The 18,172-nt window shown below is 66.9% G+C and carries 19 protein-coding genes; 13 read left to right on the plus strand and 6 right to left on the minus strand.

The features are described from left to right. On the plus strand, positions 1-1,281 hold the full coding sequence (locus tag AC10V3_RS06595) for an MFS transporter (protein ID WP_022534381.1): 1,281 nt from the start codon (positions 1-3) through the stop codon (positions 1,279-1,281). Here AC10V3_RS06595 and AC10V3_RS06600 read toward each other — a convergent pair. Next, entirely contained in the window at positions 1,203-2,309 is a 1,107-nt protein-coding gene (locus AC10V3_RS06600) for an NAD(P)/FAD-dependent oxidoreductase (RefSeq protein ID WP_349609288.1), read from the minus strand. The two genes, AC10V3_RS06595 and AC10V3_RS06600, sit on opposite strands and share 79 nt — an antisense overlap. Positions 2,310-2,342: 33 nt before the next feature. Next, positions 2,343-3,056, minus strand: coding sequence for a FadR/GntR family transcriptional regulator (locus AC10V3_RS06605; protein ID WP_022534383.1), 714 nt, complete (start codon positions 3,054-3,056; stop codon positions 2,343-2,345). 241 nt (positions 3,057-3,297) lie between these two features. On the opposite strand from AC10V3_RS06605, the gene AC10V3_RS06610 reads away from it, so the two are divergent. The 3 genes from AC10V3_RS06610 to AC10V3_RS06620 all read left to right on the plus strand — a co-directional run bounded on the left by AC10V3_RS06610 (position 3,298) and on the right by AC10V3_RS06620 (position 6,424). Then, positions 3,298-4,158, plus strand: coding sequence for a flagellar brake protein (locus tag AC10V3_RS06610; RefSeq protein WP_022534384.1), 861 nt, complete (start codon positions 3,298-3,300; stop codon positions 4,156-4,158). A 114-nt stretch (positions 4,159-4,272) separates the two neighbouring features. Continuing rightward, positions 4,273-5,385 (plus strand): esterase/lipase family protein, encoded by a 1,113-nt coding sequence (locus tag AC10V3_RS06615; protein WP_022534385.1) that lies wholly within the window; start codon positions 4,273-4,275, stop codon positions 5,383-5,385. Continuing rightward, positions 5,372-6,424, plus strand: coding sequence for a lipase secretion chaperone (locus AC10V3_RS06620; RefSeq protein ID WP_349609285.1), 1,053 nt, complete (start codon positions 5,372-5,374; stop codon positions 6,422-6,424). Before AC10V3_RS06615 ends, AC10V3_RS06620 begins: the two co-directional genes overlap by 14 nt. 74 nt (positions 6,425-6,498) lie before the next feature. Here AC10V3_RS06620 and AC10V3_RS06625 read toward each other — a convergent pair whose 3' ends face one another. Further along, on the minus strand, positions 6,499-8,187 hold the full coding sequence (locus tag AC10V3_RS06625; protein ID WP_022534387.1) for an electron transfer flavoprotein-ubiquinone oxidoreductase: 1,689 nt from the start codon (positions 8,185-8,187) through the stop codon (positions 6,499-6,501). 311 nt (positions 8,188-8,498) lie between these two features. Here AC10V3_RS06625 and AC10V3_RS06630 point away from each other — a divergent pair, with 311 nt between their 5' ends. The 5 genes from AC10V3_RS06630 (at position 8,499) to AC10V3_RS06650 (ending at position 13,026) form a co-directional block, all read left to right on the plus strand. Next, positions 8,499-9,284, plus strand: coding sequence for an SDR family oxidoreductase (locus AC10V3_RS06630; RefSeq protein WP_022534388.1), 786 nt, complete (start codon positions 8,499-8,501; stop codon positions 9,282-9,284). A 298-nt stretch (positions 9,285-9,582) separates the two neighbouring features. Continuing rightward, positions 9,583-10,185, plus strand: a complete 603-nt coding sequence (locus AC10V3_RS06635) for a TRAP transporter small permease (RefSeq protein ID WP_022534389.1) — start codon at positions 9,583-9,585, stop codon at positions 10,183-10,185. After that, on the plus strand, positions 10,182-11,486 hold the full coding sequence (locus tag AC10V3_RS06640) for a TRAP transporter large permease (protein WP_022534390.1): 1,305 nt from the start codon (positions 10,182-10,184) through the stop codon (positions 11,484-11,486). Before AC10V3_RS06635 ends, AC10V3_RS06640 begins: the two co-directional genes overlap by 4 nt. A gap of 48 nt (positions 11,487-11,534) precedes the next feature. Beyond that, positions 11,535-12,563, plus strand: coding sequence for a DctP family TRAP transporter solute-binding subunit (locus tag AC10V3_RS06645; RefSeq protein ID WP_022534391.1), 1,029 nt, complete (start codon positions 11,535-11,537; stop codon positions 12,561-12,563). 61 nt (positions 12,564-12,624) lie between these two features. After that, positions 12,625-13,026 (plus strand): acyl-CoA thioesterase, encoded by a 402-nt coding sequence (locus tag AC10V3_RS06650; RefSeq protein WP_022534392.1) that lies wholly within the window; start codon positions 12,625-12,627, stop codon positions 13,024-13,026. 15 nt (positions 13,027-13,041) lie between these two features. Here AC10V3_RS06650 and AC10V3_RS06655 read toward each other — a convergent pair whose 3' ends face one another. After that, entirely contained in the window at positions 13,042-13,587 is a 546-nt protein-coding gene (locus AC10V3_RS06655; RefSeq protein ID WP_022534393.1) for a PAS and helix-turn-helix domain-containing protein, read from the minus strand. A 180-nt stretch (positions 13,588-13,767) separates the two neighbouring features. Here AC10V3_RS06655 and AC10V3_RS06660 point away from each other — a divergent pair, with 180 nt between their 5' ends. The 3 genes from AC10V3_RS06660 to AC10V3_RS06670 all read left to right on the plus strand — a co-directional run bounded on the left by AC10V3_RS06660 (position 13,768) and on the right by AC10V3_RS06670 (position 15,725). Further along, the gene (locus tag AC10V3_RS06660; protein WP_022534394.1) at positions 13,768-14,469 is read left to right on the plus strand and encodes a CoA transferase subunit A; all 702 of its coding nucleotides are present in this window, start codon (positions 13,768-13,770) and stop codon (positions 14,467-14,469) included. 11 nt (positions 14,470-14,480) lie between these two features. After that, positions 14,481-15,119 (plus strand): CoA transferase subunit B, encoded by a 639-nt coding sequence (locus AC10V3_RS06665; RefSeq protein ID WP_022534395.1) that lies wholly within the window; start codon positions 14,481-14,483, stop codon positions 15,117-15,119. A gap of 222 nt (positions 15,120-15,341) precedes the next feature. Further along, positions 15,342-15,725 carry a putative zinc-binding protein gene (locus AC10V3_RS06670; protein ID WP_041680990.1) on the plus strand — a complete coding sequence of 128 codons (384 nt, stop codon included), beginning with the start codon at positions 15,342-15,344 and terminating at the stop codon, positions 15,723-15,725. 40 nt (positions 15,726-15,765) lie between these two features. Here AC10V3_RS06670 and AC10V3_RS06675 read toward each other — a convergent pair whose 3' ends face one another. Together AC10V3_RS06675 and AC10V3_RS06680 are read right to left on the minus strand one after the other, a co-directional pair. Then, the gene (locus AC10V3_RS06675) at positions 15,766-16,254 is read right to left on the minus strand and encodes a DUF411 domain-containing protein (protein ID WP_022534397.1); all 489 of its coding nucleotides are present in this window, start codon (positions 16,252-16,254) and stop codon (positions 15,766-15,768) included. 10 nt (positions 16,255-16,264) lie between these two features. After that, a complete protein-coding gene (locus tag AC10V3_RS06680) occupies positions 16,265-17,041 on the minus strand; it encodes a 3-hydroxybutyrate dehydrogenase (protein WP_022534398.1) in 777 nt (258 codons plus the stop codon). Positions 17,042-17,250: 209 nt separating this feature from the next. On the opposite strand from AC10V3_RS06680, the gene AC10V3_RS06685 reads away from it, so the two are divergent. Beyond that, positions 17,251-18,135 carry an alpha/beta fold hydrolase gene (locus AC10V3_RS06685; RefSeq protein WP_022534399.1) on the plus strand — a complete coding sequence of 295 codons (885 nt, stop codon included), beginning with the start codon at positions 17,251-17,253 and terminating at the stop codon, positions 18,133-18,135. Positions 18,136-18,172 lie beyond the last annotated feature (37 nt).

Genomic DNA, 18,172 nt, shown 5'->3' on the forward strand with positions numbered 1-18,172 from the left:
TTGACGGCGCCATCCGCGGGCGGCGGCGCCTCCGGCGCCGGCCGCCCTGACTACGCCCGCTTCGGGCTCTTCTACCTTGGCTACTACGGCTACGTCGGCGTTATCTCGCCGTACGTGAGCCTGTATTTCGCCGGACGCGGCTTCGATCCGGTGCAGATCGGCGTGCTGATGGCGAGCTTCCAGGTCAGCCGCATCGTCGGGCCCTACCTGTGGGGCTGGCTGTCCGACGTGATGCACACGCGCGTGCGCATCCTGCGCGTCAGCGCGTTCACCTCATTGCTGGCCTTCCTGATGCTGCCCGGCGTCGGCAGCTACGGCGGCATGATGGCGATGATGCTGACGCTGAGCCTGCTGACCAGCGCGATGTCGCCGCTGGGCGATGCGCTGACCATTTCCACGCTGCGCCGCTACGGCGCCTTCGACCACAGCTACGGCCGCATCCGCATGTTCGGCTCGGCCGGCTTTATCGGTGCGGTGCTGGCGGGCGGGGCGCTGTTCGAAGCGGTGGGAATGCGCGCCTTCCCGTGGGTGGCAAGCGCCTTGCTGGCGATCCTGGCCGGCGTGGTGCTGACCATGCGCGATGCCACGGACGATGGGCCGCGCGTACCGGCGCCGCCCGCGTTGCCGCTGCTGCGCCGTCCCGACGTGGCGTGGTTCCTGGCGTCAGCCTTCCTGATGATGTTCGCGCACGCCGCGCTCTACGTGTTTTACTCGCTGTGGCTGGAGAAGCTCGGCTACAGCAAGTTCGCCATCGGCGTGATGTGGACCATCGGCGTGGTCGCCGAGATCGTGTTCTTCTACTACCAGGGCCTGCTGTTCGCGCGCTATGCGCTGCGCACCATCCTGGCGGGTACCTTCGTGCTGGCGGCGCTGCGTTTCGGGCTGACCGGCTACTTTGCGCAGTTCGCGTGGCTGATGGCGCTGGTGCAGGTGCTGCACGCCGCCACTTTCGCCGCGCACCACAGCGCCAGCCTGAAGCGGCTGCAGGCGTGGTTTTCCGGGCCGTTGCAGGGGCGCGGCCAGGCGCTGTACACGGGCATTTCCTACGGCGTCGGCGGCACGCTGGGCGGGCTGGCGATGGGCTGGACCTGGAACGCGCTGGCGCCGGAGCATACCTTCGGCCTTGCCGCTATCGCCGCGGCAGCCGGCGCGTTCTGCGCCGCGATGAGCTTTCGCGGCGAAGGCATAGGCACCGGCGCGGTTCAGGGCAGCGCCGCGCAGACCCGCTCGGCGATCGCCAGCGATGAGGTCAGCCCCGGCGACTCGATGCCGAACAGGTGAACCAGCCCCCGCACGCCATGCACCGCCGGGCCATCGATACGGAAGTCCGCCGCCACTTCATGCGGGCCGCTGATCTTGGGGCGGATCCCGGCGTAGCCCGGCTGCAGCGCGCCATCGGCCAGCCCCGGCCAGTAGCGGCGTACCTCGTCATAGAATCCATCCGCATCGGCCGGGTCCACGCTGTATTCGATCTCGTTGATCCAGCGCACGTTGGGGCCGAAGCGCGCCTGGCCGCCCATGTCGAGCGTCAGGTGCACGCCCAGCCCGGCCGCCTCGGGCACCGGGTAGATCAGCCGTGAGAAGGGCGCGCGGCCAGCCAGCGTGAAATAGCAGCCCTTGGCGTAGTACTGCGGCGGGATGTGCGCCTCCGGCATGCCGTGGAGGCGGCGCGCAAGTTCCGGCGCGGTCAGGCCGGCCGAGTTCACCACGGTCTGCGCCAGCAGCGTGGTGGCGCTGCCATCCTCGCTGCCGACCTCCAGTCGGATGCCTTCCGGCGTCACCGCACCGCCCAGCACTGGTGACTGCACCGCCAGCATCGCGCCGGCGTTCTCGGCATCGCCCAGCAGTGCGGTCATCAGGCCATGGCTGTCGATGATGCCGGTCGACGGCGACAGCAGCGCGGCGTGGCATTGCAGTTGCGGCTCCAGCGCCTGCGCTTCGGCCTGGCTGAGCAGGCGCAGGTCATCGACGCCATTGGCCGCAGCCTTGGCACGGATGCCTTCCAGCGTGGCGACCTGCGCTTCGCTGGTGGCGACGATCAGCTTGCCACAGCGCTGGTGCGCGACATGGTGCGTGGCGCAGTAGTCATACAGCATGGCCTTGCCGCGCACGCACAGCTGCGCCTTCAGCGAGCCCGCGGGGTAGTAGATGCCCGCGTGGATCACTTCGCTGTTGCGCGCGCTGGTGATGGTGCCGAAGGCGTTCTCGGCCTCCAGGATGATCACTTCGCGGCCCTGCAACGCGAGCGCGCGCGCCACCGCCAGTCCCACCACGCCGGCGCCGATGACGACGCAATCCACCTTTTCCATGCTCGTTCCTTTGAGTGTTGCTGTGTTCGGGGTTCAGCCCGGCAGGCCCAGGCGGGCGGCCGCGGCGGACAGGTGCTGTTGCGCGGCCTCGCGCGCCGCTGCCGCGTTGCCGGCGGCAATCGCTTCGGCCAGCGCGGCATGTTCGCTGTCGGCGGCGCGCGGGGCGCCGGTGCTGGCAACCAGTCGCGCGGTGTTTTCCCACGCGCGCTGGCGCGCGGCCAGCATCTGCTGGCTGACGAAATCGGTCAGGCCGGTGAAGCAGGGGTTGTGCGCGGCCTCGGCGACCGCATGGTGGAAGGCCATGTCGGCCGCGGCGGCGCTGGCCATGTCGCCCTGGCCGTCGGCCTGCGCCCGCATCGCCGCCAGCGCGGTGCGGATGGCATCGACATCGGCCTCGGTGCGCCGCTGCGCCGCCATTTCGGCACAGGCGGTTTCCACCACACGGCGCAGTTCGAACAGCTGCGCCAACGTCGGGCCGCCATCCGGTGCGCTGGCCACGCGCCAGGCCTGGCCGCCCGGCGTCTCGGACACATAGGCGCCCGAGCCCTTGCGCGTCACCAGCACGCCGTCGGCCTTCAACTGCGCGATGGCCTCGCGCACGATCGGCCGGCTGACGCCGAAGGTGTCGGCCAGCCTGGCTTCGGCAGGCAGGCGCGCGCCGGCGACATGACGGCCGGCGAGGATGTCGTCGTGCAGGGACTGGGCGATGCGGCTGGCCAGCGAGGCCGGGCGGGGCAGGTTTGTCATGGGGGTAATGTGTCAGGCTGTCAGACAGCTTTGTGCGATTCTGGTCCCGAACTTGCCGGACGTCAAGCCTCGCGTAAGGAGCGAATGCTACACATACGGTTCTCCACCATCGGTAAGCGCTTAATTTCCACGCGACCGCGCCGATAGTGACCGAATACAGGTGGCGGATACTGCCCGGCAGCTCCGCCGTGGGTTTGCCATTGCCACGGGGATGACCCACCGGGCCCCTCTGCAAACAGCCATGATCCAGCTCACTCCCAACGATCTTCCTGTCGGACACCCGCTGCCCTGGTCGCTGCTCGACGGCGACGGCAACCTGGTGCTCGGCAGCGGCAGCGTCATTCCCGACGCGCGCGACCTGGCGCTGGTGTTCCGGCACGGCGTGGTCTGCCGCGAGGACGACGGCGACGGCTCCGACGACTCCCTGCGTCCCACGACCGGGCCGCTCGGCCTGCAGGTCGGCACGCTGCTGCATATCAAGCATGAAGGCGAGACCGCGCGCGCGGCGGCCAGCCGCCTGATCGGCTTTATCGACCAAGGGCTGTTCGTGACCTGGCCCCAGCTCGGCGGCCGCGACCTGCCGCTGCAGGCGGGCGACAACGTGCTGCTGCGCGGCTTCTCCGGGCAGGCCATCCACAGCTTCACCTCGACCATTACAGCGGTCTGCCGCAGCCCGTTCCGCTACCTGGTGCTGTCGGCGCCGGCGCGGCAGCATGCGACGCCGGTGCGCAAGGCCGCACGCGTGCCCACACGCCTGGCGGCCTACCTGACCGAGCCGGAGGACGAGGACGCTGTCGAGTCGGGCACGGCGCGGCTGGCGCTGCTGTCCGACCTCAGCACCGGCGGCGCGCTGGTGCATACCACCGCGCCGTCGCCCGCGCCGGGCAGCCGCGTGCGGCTGCGCTTCCAGATGCGGACCGCGTCATTCGACAGCGAAGTGACCGTCGATGGCTGGGTGCGCGTGGCGCCGGAGGGGCCCGGCGAAGACGCCGATTTCCCGGCCTTTGGCGTAGCCTTCGACGTGCTCGCCGAACGCGAGATGACACTGCTGCAGTGCTATATCTACGAGCAGTTGCTGTCGAACACGCGCATGCCTTTGTAGCCGCGTCCCTGTAGCGGGCGTTTGGAGGAATTCCGCTAATGTTTTGATTGTCTTCACGCGGTGCGCCGTCTTTACTGCTTTCAACAAAAAAAGACCCACCACCGAGGAGACAAGATGAAGCACAGCGGACACCGCGGCCCCGGCCACGCGTGCGGGCGCAGCACGCCCGCGGCACGCAAGGAGAAGGCCGGCACGATCGCAGGGACCATGGCGGCGCTGGCTGCCGCGGCTGCGATGACCTGGTCGGCCCCGGCCACGGCCGAGAGCGCGGATTACGCCAGGACACGCTACCCGATCGTGCTGGTCCACGGCCTCACCGGCGCGGCCAAGATGGCCGGCGTGCTCGACTACTGGTACGGCATCCCTGAAGTACTGCGCGCCCACGGCGCACGCGTCTATGTGGCGACCGTACCGTCTTTCAACAGCGACGAAGAGCGCGCACTGGCGCTGCAGGCCTATGTGCGCGCGGTCAAGCTGGAGACCGGCGCCGACAAGGTCAACCTGATCGGCCACAGCCAGGGCGGCCCGACGTCGCGCACGCTGGCAGCGATGTCGCCGCAGGATATCGCTTCGGTGACCACCATCGGCAGCCCCCACCGGGGCAGCGAAGTCGCCGATACCGTGCTGGACCTGATCAGCGGTGTCAACAGCATCCCGATCGCGGGGCCGGTGCTGGTAGGCCTTATCCAGGGGGTGTTCGATGCGGTCGGCTGGTTCAACGGCATCAGCAACGGGCAGGCGCTGGACCAGAATGCGCTGGCTTCGCTGACGATCCTGACCACGAAAGGTGCAGCCGAGCAGAATGCGCGCCTGGATGCCACGCTGGTGCCGGGCACGAAGTCGGCACTCGGGCCGGACTGCAACACGTCCGGCGCTGTGTCCGAACAGCGGCAGGCGCGCGATGCCGCGGGCAACCTTGTTACCCATACACAGGCTGCATATTCGTGGACGGGGCAGGGCGGTCCGTTCAGCCTGCTGCGCTCCAACCTGCTGGATCCGACCACGGTGATGATGTCGACGCTGGCGGGGATCATGGATCTGAAGGGCGCCGGCCCCAATGACGGGCTGGTCTCGGTCTGCAGCAGCAAGTGGGGCCGGGTGCTGGCCACCGGCTATTACTGGAACCACCTCGACGAGGTGAACCAGATGGCCGGCCTGTACCAGGACGTCGACCCGCGCACGGTGATCCTCAGCCACGCCAACCGGCTGCGCAATGACCAGCTCTGAACGCGCGCCGTGGCTCTGGCTGGCGTTGCTGCCGGCGGGCGTCGCGGCGGCTGCGGTGCACTGGATGACGATGCCGTCCGGTCCGGTTGCCGTGCCACGGCGCACGGCAACCGTCGCTACTGCCAATCCGTCGGAAACGTCAGCTGACAGCGGGTCCGGGGGCGGTGTCTCTGCCTTGCCATCGCTGGCCGGCGTTGATGTGCCCGCCGGACCCGAAATCGATGCACGCGGCAATCTGCGGTTGACGCGTGCATTGCGCACGTACTTCGACTACTTCCTCAGCGCCCTCCATGATGCCGGCGGTGCCGGGGCGCTCGACCAACTGGTGTACGACGATATCCGCCGCCGGGTGCCGCAGCCGGCAGCGGGGCAGGCGTTGCAGCTCTGGCAGCGCTATGTGGCCTATCTTGCCGAGATACAACCACAGGCGGCGAACAAGCCGCTGGCGGATGCAGGCGAGGGCACGCTGAATGCCACGCAGGTCGGGCAACTGCGGGCGCTGCAGGCCATGCGCACCGCGGCACGGCAGCGGCTGCTGCCAGAGGTGGCGACGATCTGGTTTGGCGACGAGCAGGCCTACGACGAGGCCATGCTGGCAAGCTTGGAAATCTCGGCGCAGCCGGGGCTCGACGAGGCGGAGCGGCAACGGCGCCTGGCTGCGCTCGACGCTGCGCTGCCCGAACCGTTGCGCGCGACGCGCGAAGCCAGTGCCCGCCCGCAGGGGATCAGCGACATCATCGCCGGCATGCAGGCAGCGGGCCGGAGCGCGCAGGATATTGGCGCGGCCCTGGCGCAGGTCTACGGGCCGGAAGTTGCGCAGCGCTACCAGCAGCAGGCACAGGCCGAGCAGGCGTGGCAACAACGCTACGATGACTACGCGGCTCGCCGCGCGCAGATCGAATCGTTTCCGGGTTTGTCGGAGCAGGATCGCCGGCAGCAGCTGGAGGCGTTGCGGCGCCAGGCCTTCAGCAATCCCAGCGAGGCACTGCAGGCGGAGGTGATCGACAAGGCGATGGCCGCGCGCAGGCAAACGCGGTAACGACGCGCGATCCCCAAAAAAAAGGCACCGGAAACCCGGTGCCGTTCCACGCGGCTATCGCTGGCGCGCCGCGCTTACATCCCCACGTAGTTCGGCCCGCCACCACCTTCCGGCGTCACCCACACGATATTCTGCGTCGGATCCTTGATATCGCAGGTCTTGCAGTGCACGCAGTTCTGCGCATTGATCTGCAGCCGTTCCTTGCCCGAGGTTTCGTCCTGCACGAACTCATACACACCTGCCGGGCAGTAGCGCGACTCGGGGCCGGCGTACTTGTCCCAGTTGATGTTCACCGGCACGCTGGCGTCCTTCAGCGTCAGGTGGGCAGGCTGGTTTTCCTCGTGGTTGGTGTTGCTGATAAACACCGAGCTCAGGCGATCGAAGGTCAGCTTGCCGTCCGGCTTGGGGTAGGCGATCTTCTCGCACTCGGCTGCCGGCTTCAGGTAGACATGGTCCGGCTTCACGCGGTGGATGGTCCACGGCGGGTTGCGGATGCCGAGCTTCGGCAGCAGCCATTGCTCGATACCGGTCATCAGCGTGGCGGTGGTGCGGCCTTTCTTGAACCACTGCTTGAAGTTCTTGGCCTGCAGCAGTTCCTTGTGCAGCCAGCTCTGCTCGAACGCGGCCGGGTAGGCGGTCAGCTCGTCGTGCTGGCGGCCGCCCTGCAGTGCGTCATAGGCGGCCTCGGCGGCCAGCATGCCGGTCTTGATCGCGGCGTGGCTGCCCTTGATGCGCGAGGCGTTCAGGTAGCCGGCGTCGCAGCCGACCAGGGCACCGCCCGGGAACACGGTCTTGGGCAGCGACAGCAGGCCGCCGGCGGTGATCGCACGGGCGCCGTAGCTCAGGCGCTTGCCGCCTTCGAAGTACTGGCGGATTTCCGGATGCGTCTTGAAGCGCTGGAATTCCTCGAACGGCGACAGCCACGGGTTGGTGTAGTCCAGGCCGACCACAAAGCCGACCGCGACCTTGTTGTCTTCCATGTGGTACAGGAACGAGCCGCCGTAGGTGGCGGGGTCGAGCGGCCAGCCGGCGGTGTGCACCACCAGGCCGGGCTTGTGCTTGGCGGGATCGATTTCCCACAGTTCCTTCAGGCCGATGCCGTAGCTCTGCGGATCCTTGCCGGCGTCGAGCTTGAATTTCTCGATCAGCTGCTTGCCCAGGTGGCCGCGCGCGCCTTCGGCGAAGATCGTGTACTTGGCATGCAGCTCCATGCCGAGCTGGAAGTTCTCGGTGGGCTCGCCTTCCTTGTTGATGCCCATGTTGCCGGTGGCCACGCCCTTGACCGAACCGTCTTCGTTGAAGAGCACCTCGGCGGCCGGGAAGCCCGGGAAGATCTCCACGCCCAGCGCCTCGGCCTGCTGACCCAGCCAGCGCACGAAGTTGGACAGGCTGATGATGTAGTTGCCTTCGTTGTGGAAGCACTCCGGCAGCAGCGCCGGCGGCGTGCCCTTGGAACCGGTCTCGTTCAGGAACAGGAACTTGTCTTCGGTCACGGCCTGGTTCAGCGGTGCGCCCAGTTCCTTCCAGTTCGGGATCAGTTCGTTGAGGGCGCGCGGATCCATGATGGCGCCCGACAGGATGTGGGCGCCGGGCTCGGAGCCCTTTTCCAGCACGCACACGTTGACGTCGGCGCCTTTCTCCTGCGCGAGTTGCTTCAGGCGGATGGCCGTGGCCAGGCCGGCGGGGCCGCCGCCGACGATGACCACGTCGTATTCCATGGCTTCACGCGGTCCGAACTGCTCCAGGAGCTGTTGCTGATCCATTGTCTCTAACCCTCTATTTCTTCGCAGCTTGCTTGCAATTGTGGGAAATGCGGTGATCGTTCTGCACAGAACTCGTGCCGGCCGGCGCAGACTGCGCGGGGAGGGGGAGTTGGCAGCGTTTTGATGCCCGAAGGCGCCGGATTCGCTGGTTTTCCCTCTTTCCCTTTGCTGGCCAAGTTCTTAGAATCTCCGGCATTGTCCGGGACTCGCCACCCACAGGCAAGGATTTTTTTGGAACGGTCGTTCTTTTTTTTGGTATGCTGCCTTCTGCCCCTGGTTAGGCTGGAGGGGCTCCCGCACAAGAGGTCACTATGGGTTTGTCGATCAATCTGGAAGGCAAGGTAGCGCTGGTCACCGGCGCCTCGAGCGGGCTCGGCTCGCGTTTTGCCACCGTGCTGGCCGCCGCGGGCGCCAAGGTGGTGCTGGCGTCGCGCCGCACCGAGCGGCTCAAGGAACTGCGCGCGGCCATCGAGGCCGAGGGCGGCAGCGCCCACGTGGTACGCCTGGACGTCACCGACCCGGACAGCATCCGCGCCGCTGTTGCGCATGCGGAAACAGAAGCGGGCTCCATCGATATCCTGGTCAACAATTCGGGCGTGTCGACCACGCAGAAGCTGACCGACGTCACCGCCGACGACTTCGATTTCGTCTTCGATACCAATACCCGCGGCGCCTTCTTCGTCGCCCAGGAAGTGGCCAAGCGCATGATCGCGCGCGCCAAGGGCGCCGAGAAGAACGGCAGCCCGCTGCCGCAGGCGCGCATCGTCAATGTCGCGTCGGTGGCGGGGCTGAAGGTGCTTTCGCAGATCGGCGTGTATTGCATGAGCAAGGCGGCCGTGGTGCACATGACCAAGGCCATGGCGCTGGAATGGGCGCGCCATGGCATCAATACCAACGCGATCTGCCCGGGTTATATCGATACCGAGATCAACCACCACCACTGGGACTCGGACGCCGGACAGAAGCTGATCCAGATGCTGCCGCGCAAGCGGCTGGGCCGCCCGGAGGACCTGGACGGCCTGTTGCTGCTGCTGGCGTCCGACCAGTCGCAGTTCATCAACGGCGCCGTCATCACCGCCGACGACGGCATGGTCTGACGGCCTGACGGGCGTAATGCCTGTTGACGGGGCGTCACCACCCTCCTGCACCCTGGCTGCGCGCCACAAGCGCGCGGGGGTGCCCGGCTGCTTGCCCAGGGCATATCCGGTCCCCTTGGGCGTTCCTCGCCGTGCGGCCGCATCGTCGCCAACCAGCGTCACCGCTCAGAAAATTCGTGTGCGTAGCACGCCAGTCTTGGCATAATCCGCCATGTCTGCAGATTAAGTCTTTACATACAAGCAAAAAAACGCCGCAGCGGCCGCCAGGCCCGAGCGGCCCGGACCGGAGGCCGGGGAGATGGAGCAACAAGACGAGGCACGGCGCAACGCCGTGCCGCAACACGTCGTCGATTCCGCGGTGGTCCCGCAGGCTGTCGACGAAGCGCAGGATGCTGAATTCCGGGTTTCGCCCCACATCGAGGACTGGATTGGCGTGATCGTGATGGTGCTGCTGGTCGGCATCACCTTCGCCAACGTGGTGGTCCGCTATTTCACCGACGAGTCGTTTGCCTGGACCGAGGAGTTCTCGGTCTTCCTGATGATCGTGCTGGCCCTCGTTGCCGGCAGCGCCGCGGTCGCGCGCGACCGCAATATCCGCATCGAATTCTTCTTTGAGCGCGGCAGCGCGGCCCGGCAACGCCGTATGGCGATCCTGTCGGCGCTGGGCGTGGCCGTGATGTTTATCGCGCTGGCGGTGCTGGGTGCGCGCATCACCTGGGATGAATATACCTTCGGCGAAACTTCACCCGGCATCGGCGTGCCCAGCTGGTGGTATTCGATCTGGCTGCCGGTGCTGTCTGCCGGCATCGCGCTGCGCGCGCTGGGGCTGGTGGTGCGTAACGTGCGCGCGCTCAAGGCACTGCATGAAGGCAAGGCCACCACCATGGGGAAGGCGCAATGACGTTGGTCGCCATCACCCTGTTCGTGGTCTTTATCGGCCTGATGCTGCTGGGCGTGCCCATCGGCGTTTCACTGGGCCTGGGCGGCCTGGTCGCGATCGGCCTGTCCAATCTCGATACCCAGATGTTCGGCCTGCTGGCCGTGCCGCAGAATTTTTATGCGGGCCTGGCCAAGTACCCGCTGCTGGCGATCCCGATGTTCGTGCTGGTCGGGTCGATCTTCGACCGCTCCGGCGTGGCGCAGCGGCTGGTGACCTTTGCCATCGCCGTAGTCGGGCGCGGCCCGGGCATGCTGCCGCTGGTGGCGATCCTGGTGGCGATGTTCCTCGGCGGCATCTCCGGCTCCGGCCCGGCCAACGCGGCCGCGGTGGGCGGCGTGATGATCGCGGCGATGTCGCGCGCCGGTTATCCGGGCTCGTACAGCGCAGCGGTGGTTGGCGCAGCGGCTGCGACCGACATCCTGATCCCGCCGTCGGTGGCCCTCATCATCTACAGCGTGCTGGTGCCCGGTGCATCGGTGCCGGCCTTGTTCGCCGCGGGCATGATCCCCGGCATCCTGGCCGGCGTGGCGCTGATTGTTCCGGCCGTGTGGCTGGCGCGCAAGCACAAGATGGGCGCGATCGAGGCGGCGCTGCCGCGCCCGCCGTTCTGGAAGAGCCTGCGCGAGGCCGCGTGGGGGCTGGTGGCGCCGTTCCTGATTCTGGGCGGCATGCGCGCCGGCTGGTTCACTCCGACCGAAGCCGCCGTGGTGGCGGTGGTCTACGGCCTGTTCGTCGGCATGGTGGTGTACCGAAGCATCGGCATGCGCGACCTGTTCACCATCTTCCAGGAGGCGGCCGAGACCTCGGCGGTGATCCTGCTGGTGGTGGCGCTGGCCGGCATCTTTGCCTATGCACTGTCGACGCTGGGCGTGATCGACCCGCTGGCGCACGCCATCGCCAATTCCGGGCTGGGCGAGTACGGCGTGCTGGCGCTGATCGTGCTGCTGTTGATGACGGTCGGCATGTTCCTGGACGGCATCTCGATCTTCCTGATTTTCGTGCCGCTGCTGCTGCCCATTGTCAATGCCTTCCACTGGAACCCGGTATGGTTCGGCGTGGTGCTGACGCTGAAGGTGGCGCTGGGCCAGTTCACGCCGCCGCTGGCCGTGAACCTGATGGTGTCGTGCCGGATTGCCCGCGTGCGCATGGAAGAGACCGTGCCGTGGGTAATCTGGATGCTGCTGGCGATGTTTGTCGCCATGCTGATGGTGCTGGCCTATCCGCCTCTGGCAACCTGGCTGCCGGAATACCTCGGCTATTGATGTACCGCATTCACCAACAAGAATTGACGATTCCCGAGAGGAGATGAAATGAAACGTCGTGCCCTGATGCTCGCAACGGCCGCCGCCATTGCCGCTTCCGCCTTCGCCCCCGCCGGCGCGATGGCCCAGACCTACAAGTCCGAGTACAAGATGTCGCTGGTGCTCGGCCCGGCCTTCCCGTGGGGCAAGGGCGGCGAGATCTGGGCCGACCTGGTGAAACAGCGCACCAATGGCCGCATCAATATCAAGCTGTACCCGGGCACCTCGCTGGTGGCCGGCGACCAGACCCGCGAATTCTCGGCGATCCGCCAGGGCGTGATCGACATGGCCATCGGCTCGACCATCAACTGGTCGCCGCAGGTCCGCGAACTGAACCTGTTCTCGCTGCCGTTCCTGATGCCCGACTACAAGGCGCTGGACGCGCTGACGCAGGGCGAAGTCGGCAAGTCGATCTTCGCCACGCTGGAGAAGGCCGGCGTGGTGCCGCTGGCCTGGGGCGAGAACGGCTTCCGCGAAGTGTCGAACTCCAAGCGCGAGGTCCGCAAGCCGGAAGACCTCAAGGGCCTGAAGTTGCGCGTGGTGGGCTCGCCGCTGTATATCGAGACCTTCAACGCGCTGGGCGCCAATCCGACCCAGATGAGCTGGGCCGACGCGCAGCCGGCGATGGCCTCGGGCGCGGTGGACGGCCAGGAGAATCCACAGTCGGTGTTCGCCGCCGCCAAGCTGTACACCGTTGGCCAGAAGTTCGTCACGACCTGGGGCTACGTGGCTGACCCGCTGATCTTCGTGGTCAACAAGCAGATCTGGGAGAGCTGGACCCCGGCCGACCGCGAGATCGTCAAGCAGGCCGCCATCGATGCCGGCAAGCAGGAAATCGCGCTGGCCCGCAAGGGCCTGGCCGAGACAGGCGCGCCGGCATGGAAGGACATGGAGGCGCACGGCGTCAAGGTCACACACCTGACGCCGGCCGAGCACGACGCTTTCCGCAAGGCGACCGCGAAGGTCTACGACAAGTGGAAAAAGCAGATTGGCACCGAACTGGTGACCAAGGCTGAAGGCGCGATCGCCAAGCGCTGAGCCAAGGCGTAACGGAGCTGGCCTGCCGGCATCGGCCGGCCAGTCCGCACGGAGGCTGTGAATGAAACACGTCTACACGGTTGTGATGCCCATCCGCTGGGGCGACATGGATGCCATGGGCCATGTCAACAACACCGTCTATTTCCAGTACCTGGAGCAGGCGCGCATCGAGTGGTTTGCAACGCTCGGTCGTGGCGGAAAGGATCCGCAGGGGCAGGGCCCGGTCATCATCAATGCCCACATGACGTTCCTGCGCCAGCTGCGGTATCCGGGCGATATCGAGTGCCGTGTCTATGCCGGGCAGCTCGGTCGCACCAGCTTCGAGACTCGCATGGAGATCCGTCGCACCGACCTGCCAGACGTGATCTGGGCCGAGGGCGGCGCCAAGGTGGTGTGGTGTGATTACGCGCTGGAGAAGTCGGTGCCGGTGCCGCCGGAGATTCGCGAGATCATCGAGGGCTGACGCCCGCAGAGGGGTTCAGTGATGGACCAGCCGCTGCACCAGGTCGACCGACGTACTCGCCCCATACTTCTTCATCAACCGCGCCCGGTAGATATCCACCGTGCGCGGGCTGATCGCCAGCAGCTTGCCGATCTGCTTGCTGGTCTTCCCCTCCACCAGCTGCGCCGCGATCTCGCGTTCGCGCGCGGTCAGCTCGGCCGTGACCTGGCGCTTCTGCGACAGATCCTCGAAGGTCCAGATCCCCGCGCCCAGCGGTTGCGCACGATCCAGCGCGCGGCCGGTGACGTGGCACCAGAACAGCTCGCCGCCGGCGCGCTTCATGATGCGCTCGTCCGAGTACATGCCGCGCTTGTTCATGATCGGCACGATACGCGCGCCGGTGCGTTCGAATTCGTCGGCGGTGGGGTAGAGCACCTGGAACGACTGGCCCAGCAGCGCCTCGCGCGTGGTGCCGAAGATGCGGCAGACCTCCTCGTTGCAGTCTTCAATCACGCGCTCGCGTGACAGCACCAGGCCCACGGGGGCGAGCTGGAAGGCGGTCTGGTAGTCGATAGCGGGCATCTGCTTATGTATTTTTACGTAATGGCGTAGCCGGCGGCGCTTGCGTATGCTGTCGGTCGGACGACAGTCAGCGCCCGCCGCCGATTGTACCGTTACAATTTCCCTGCGTCGCCCGCCGCACACCCTGCGGCAGGAGGAACGACAGCGGATCCCCGAGGAACTACCGAGGAAGGAGCGAACATGAACAAGGTCTACGCCAGCGCCGCAGAAGCGCTTGCAGGCGTCGTCCGCGACGGCCAGACAATCGCCGTTGGCGGTTTCGGCCTGTGCGGCATCCCCGAGGCGCTGATTGCCGCGCTGCGCGACAGCGGCGTCAAGCAACTCACCTGCATCTCCAACAACGCCGGCGTCGACGGCTTCGGCCTTGGCCAGTTGCTGGCCACACGGCAGATCAAGAAGATGATCTCGTCCTACGTGGGCGAGAACAAGGAGTTCGAGCGCCAGTACCTGGCGGGCGAACTCGAGCTCGAATTCACCCCGCAGGGCACGCTGGCCGAGAAGCTGCGCGCCGGCGGCTCGGGCATTCCGGCCTTTTTCACCAAGACCGGTGTCGGCACCATCGTCGCCGAAGGCAAGGAAATCCGCGAATTCGATGGCGAGAAGTACGTGATGGAGCGTTCGCTGACGGCTGACGTGTCGCTGGTCAAGGCATACAAGGCCGACAAGGCCGGCAACCTGGTGTTCCGCCGCACCGCGCGCAACTTCAACCCGATGTGCGCCATGGCGGGCAAGGTCACCATCGCCGAGGTCGAGCATATCGTCGAGACCGGTGAGCTGGACCCGGACGAGATCCACCTGGCCGGCATCTTCGTGAAGCGCCTGGTGCTGAACACCAATCCCGAGAAACGCATCGAGCAGCGCACCGTGCGCGCGGCCAGCTAAGGAGACGCATCATGGCATGGACACGTGACGAAATGGCCGCGCGCGCCGCGACCGAACTGCAGGACGGTTTCTACGTCAACCTGGGCATTGGCCTGCCGACGCTGGTGGCCAACTGGGTGCCGCAAGGCATGGAAGTGTGGCTGCAGTCGGAAAATGGCCTGCTGGGCATCGGCCCGTTCCCGACCGAGGAAGAAGTCGACGCCGACATGATCAATGCCGGCAAGCAGACCGTGACGACGCTGCCGGGCTCGTCGATCTTCTCGTCGGCGGACTCCTTCGCGATGATTCGCGGCGGCCACATCGACCTGGCCATCCTGGGTGCGATGCAGGTCAGCGAGAAGGGCGACCTGGCCAACTGGATGATCCCGGGCAAGATGGTCAAGGGCATGGGCGGCGCGATGGACCTGGTGGCCGGCGTCGGCCGCGTGGTGGTGCTCATGGAGCACACCGCCAAGAAGAAGGACGGCACCGAGGACATCAAGATCCTGAAGCAGTGCAACCTGCCGCTGACCGGCGTGGGCGTGGTCAACCGCATCATCACCGACCTGGGTGTGATCGATGTCACCGACGAAGGCCTGAAGCTGGTGGAAACCGCCCCGGGCGTCAGCCGGGAGGAAATCCAAGCCAAGACGGGCGCGCCGCTACTCTGAGCGGCGACCGACTGTAGCTTGACCAGACCCCTGTGGCGCGATGCGTCGCAGGGGTTTTTTCTTTGGGGGTCGGATCTCGGCACCTGCCCGCCCGGACTATGCCGGACGGGTGGGGATGCTAGCTCTTCCGGCGAATACCCGGGCGCCGCCGCGCGCCCTATGCTGGCCGCTTTCCGGCAGGGCACTGCCCGGCCATGGATAAATCCTCACGGAAGGTGCGCGATGCCGGCTTCCCCGAACCGATCCCTGCCACTGGTGTACGCCTGCTCCGGCTGCTCCAGCGTGGCGCAACTGGCCAATGCCTGCGCGGTGCGGCTCGACCGCAGCGGGCGTGCGGAAATGTCTTGCATCAGCGGCGTGGGCGGCGGCGTGCCTGCGCTGACGCGCGTGGCGCAATCCGGCCGGCCGATCCTGGCGCTGGACGGCTGTCCGCTGGCGTGCGTACAGGCCTGCCTGGCGGGCGTGGGCGTGGCGCCGGACCAGCACCTGGTGCTGAACCGGCTGGGCGCGGTCAAGCGCCAGCACGGCGAATGCACCGAGGGCGAAACCGAGGCGGTGTGGCGGGAGGTGGAAGCGGCGCTGGCGAGCCTTGCCAGCGCGCATTGATGACCGGATGCACCGACGGCGCATCCGGCAAGGCAATCCGTCAGGCCGCCGGCTTGTTGTAGCTGGCAAACACCGAGGCCGCGCCGTCGGCCTTGACCAGCAGCACGTCGAACGGGTCCTTGCGCGGGCCCTGTTCCATGCCCGGCGAGCCGACCGGCATGCCCGGCACCGCCAGCCCGACCGCCTTGGGTTTGGCCGCAAGCAGCTTGCGGATATCCGCCGCCGGCACGTGTCCCTCGATCGCGTAGCCGCCGATATACCCGGTATGGCACGAGCCAAAACGCTCCGGCATGCCGAAGCGCTTGCGGTAGACGCCGGTATCCTCGACGTCATGCACGGTCACGGTGAAGCCATTGGCGCGCAGGTGCTTGACCCAGTCTTCGCAGCAGCCGCACAGCGGGCTCTTGTAGACGTCGATGGCCAGAGGCTTTGCCTGGGCGAATGCATCGGCCACAGGCCCCAGCACGCCCACAGCGAGCGTGCCGAGCGCCAGCGCACCGAGGGTGCCGAGGAAGCGTCGTCGTTGCATCCGCCGCTCCTTACTGCGCCACCCAGCCGCCGTCCATGTTCCAGATCGCACCGCGCACCTGGCGCGCCGCTTCGGACGACAGGAACACCGCCAGCGCGCCCAGTTCGTCGGGCGTGACAAACTGGCCCGAAGGCTGCTTCTCCAGCACCAGCTCGCGCTTGGCCTGCTCCACCGGGATGCCTTCCTTCTGCGCACGCGCTTCCACCTGCTTCTGCACCAGCGGGGTCAGCACCCAGCCCGGGCAGATCGCGTTGGCGGTCACGCCGGTCTGCGCGGTTTCCAGCGCGGTGACCTTGGTAAACCCGACGATGCCGTGCTTGGCCGCCACGTAGGCCGACTTGTTCGCCGAGGCCACCAGCCCGTGCGTGGAAGCGACGTTGATGATGCGGCCCCAGTTCTTCTGCTTCATGCCGGGCAGCACCAGGCGGGTGGTGTGGAAGGCCGAGGTCAGGTTGATGGCGATGATCGCGTCCCAGCGCTCGGGCGGGAAGTCCTCGATGCTGGCCACATGCTGGATGCCGGCGTTATTGACCAGGATGTCGGCGCCGCCGAAGTCGGACTCGGCGTAGCGCATCATGTCCTCGATCTCGGCCGCCTTGCTCATGTCCGCGGCGTGGTAGCCGACCCGGATGCCCTGGCCGGCCTGCGCGATCTCGTTCTTTGCGGCGTCCGCGTCACCAAAGCCGTTGACGATGATGTTGGCGCCCTGAGCCGCCAGCGCCTTCGCGATGCCGAGCCCGATGCCGCTGGTCGAACCAGTCACCAGTGCGGTCTTGCCGTTGAGCATGTAAGCCTCCGTCGAGAGAGAATGGGATGCCACGGTAGGGATGCCACAGTGAGGGCGGACCGCGCCGTGGCGGTGCGCGGCAGCGTGTGCGGTGGTGCAGACACTGTGCTGTGGCATTGTACCCGCTGCGGCGTACAATCCAGCTTTGCTCAACCTCCGGCGGCGCCGCTTTTTTTGCGGCCAGCGGTCGGGTTCGTCAGGGAGTCCAGATGTCTGCCAGTCCGCGCCTCGGTTTTGTCCAGTGCATCAGCCCGGCGGGCCTGCACCGCATGGCCTACCACGAGTGGGGCGACCCCGCCAACCCGCGCGTGCTGATGTGCGTACACGGGCTGACGCGCACCGGCCGCGACTTCGATACCGTCGCCAGCGCGCTGTGCGGCGACTACCGCGTGGTCTGCCCCGATGTGGCGGGCCGCGGGCGCTCGGAATGGCTGGCCAATCCCAACAGCTACGTGGTGCCACAGTACGTGTCCGACATGGTCACGCTGATTGCGCGGCTCAACGTGGAGCAGGTGGACTGGTTCGGCACCTCGATGGGCGGCCTGATCGGCATGGGGCTGGCCGGGCTGCCGAAGTCGCCGGTGCGCAAGCTGCTGCTCAACGACGTGGGCCCGAAGCTGGCGCCCTCGGCGGTGGAGCGGATCGGCGCCTACCTGGGCCTGCCGGTGCGCTTCAAGACCTTCGAGGAAGGGCTGGCGTACCTGCAGACCATCAGCGCCTCATTCGGCCGCCACACGCCCGATCAATGGCGCGAGCTGAACGCCGCCATCCTGAAGCCGGTGCAGGGTACTGAAGGCCTGGAATGGGGCTTGCATTACGATCCGCAGCTTGCCACGCCGTTCCGCCAGTCCACGCCGGAGCTTATTGCCCTGGGTGAAACTGCACTGTGGCGCAGCTTCGAGGCCATCGAAGGGCCGGTGCTGGTGGTGCGCGGCGCGCAGTCCGACCTGCTGCTGCGGGAGACCGTGGCCGAGATGGTGGCGCGCGGCAAGCATGTGAGTTCGGTGGAAGTGCCCGACGTGGGCCACGCCCCGACCTTTGTCGATCCGGCGCAGATTGCCATCGCCCGCCAGTTTTTTGTCGGGGGCGCGTGAGCGTATCGCGCAGCGGACCTGTTTTTTTTATCCCTCA

The sequence above is a fragment of the Cupriavidus sp. PB-02 genome (assembly GCF_058252315.1).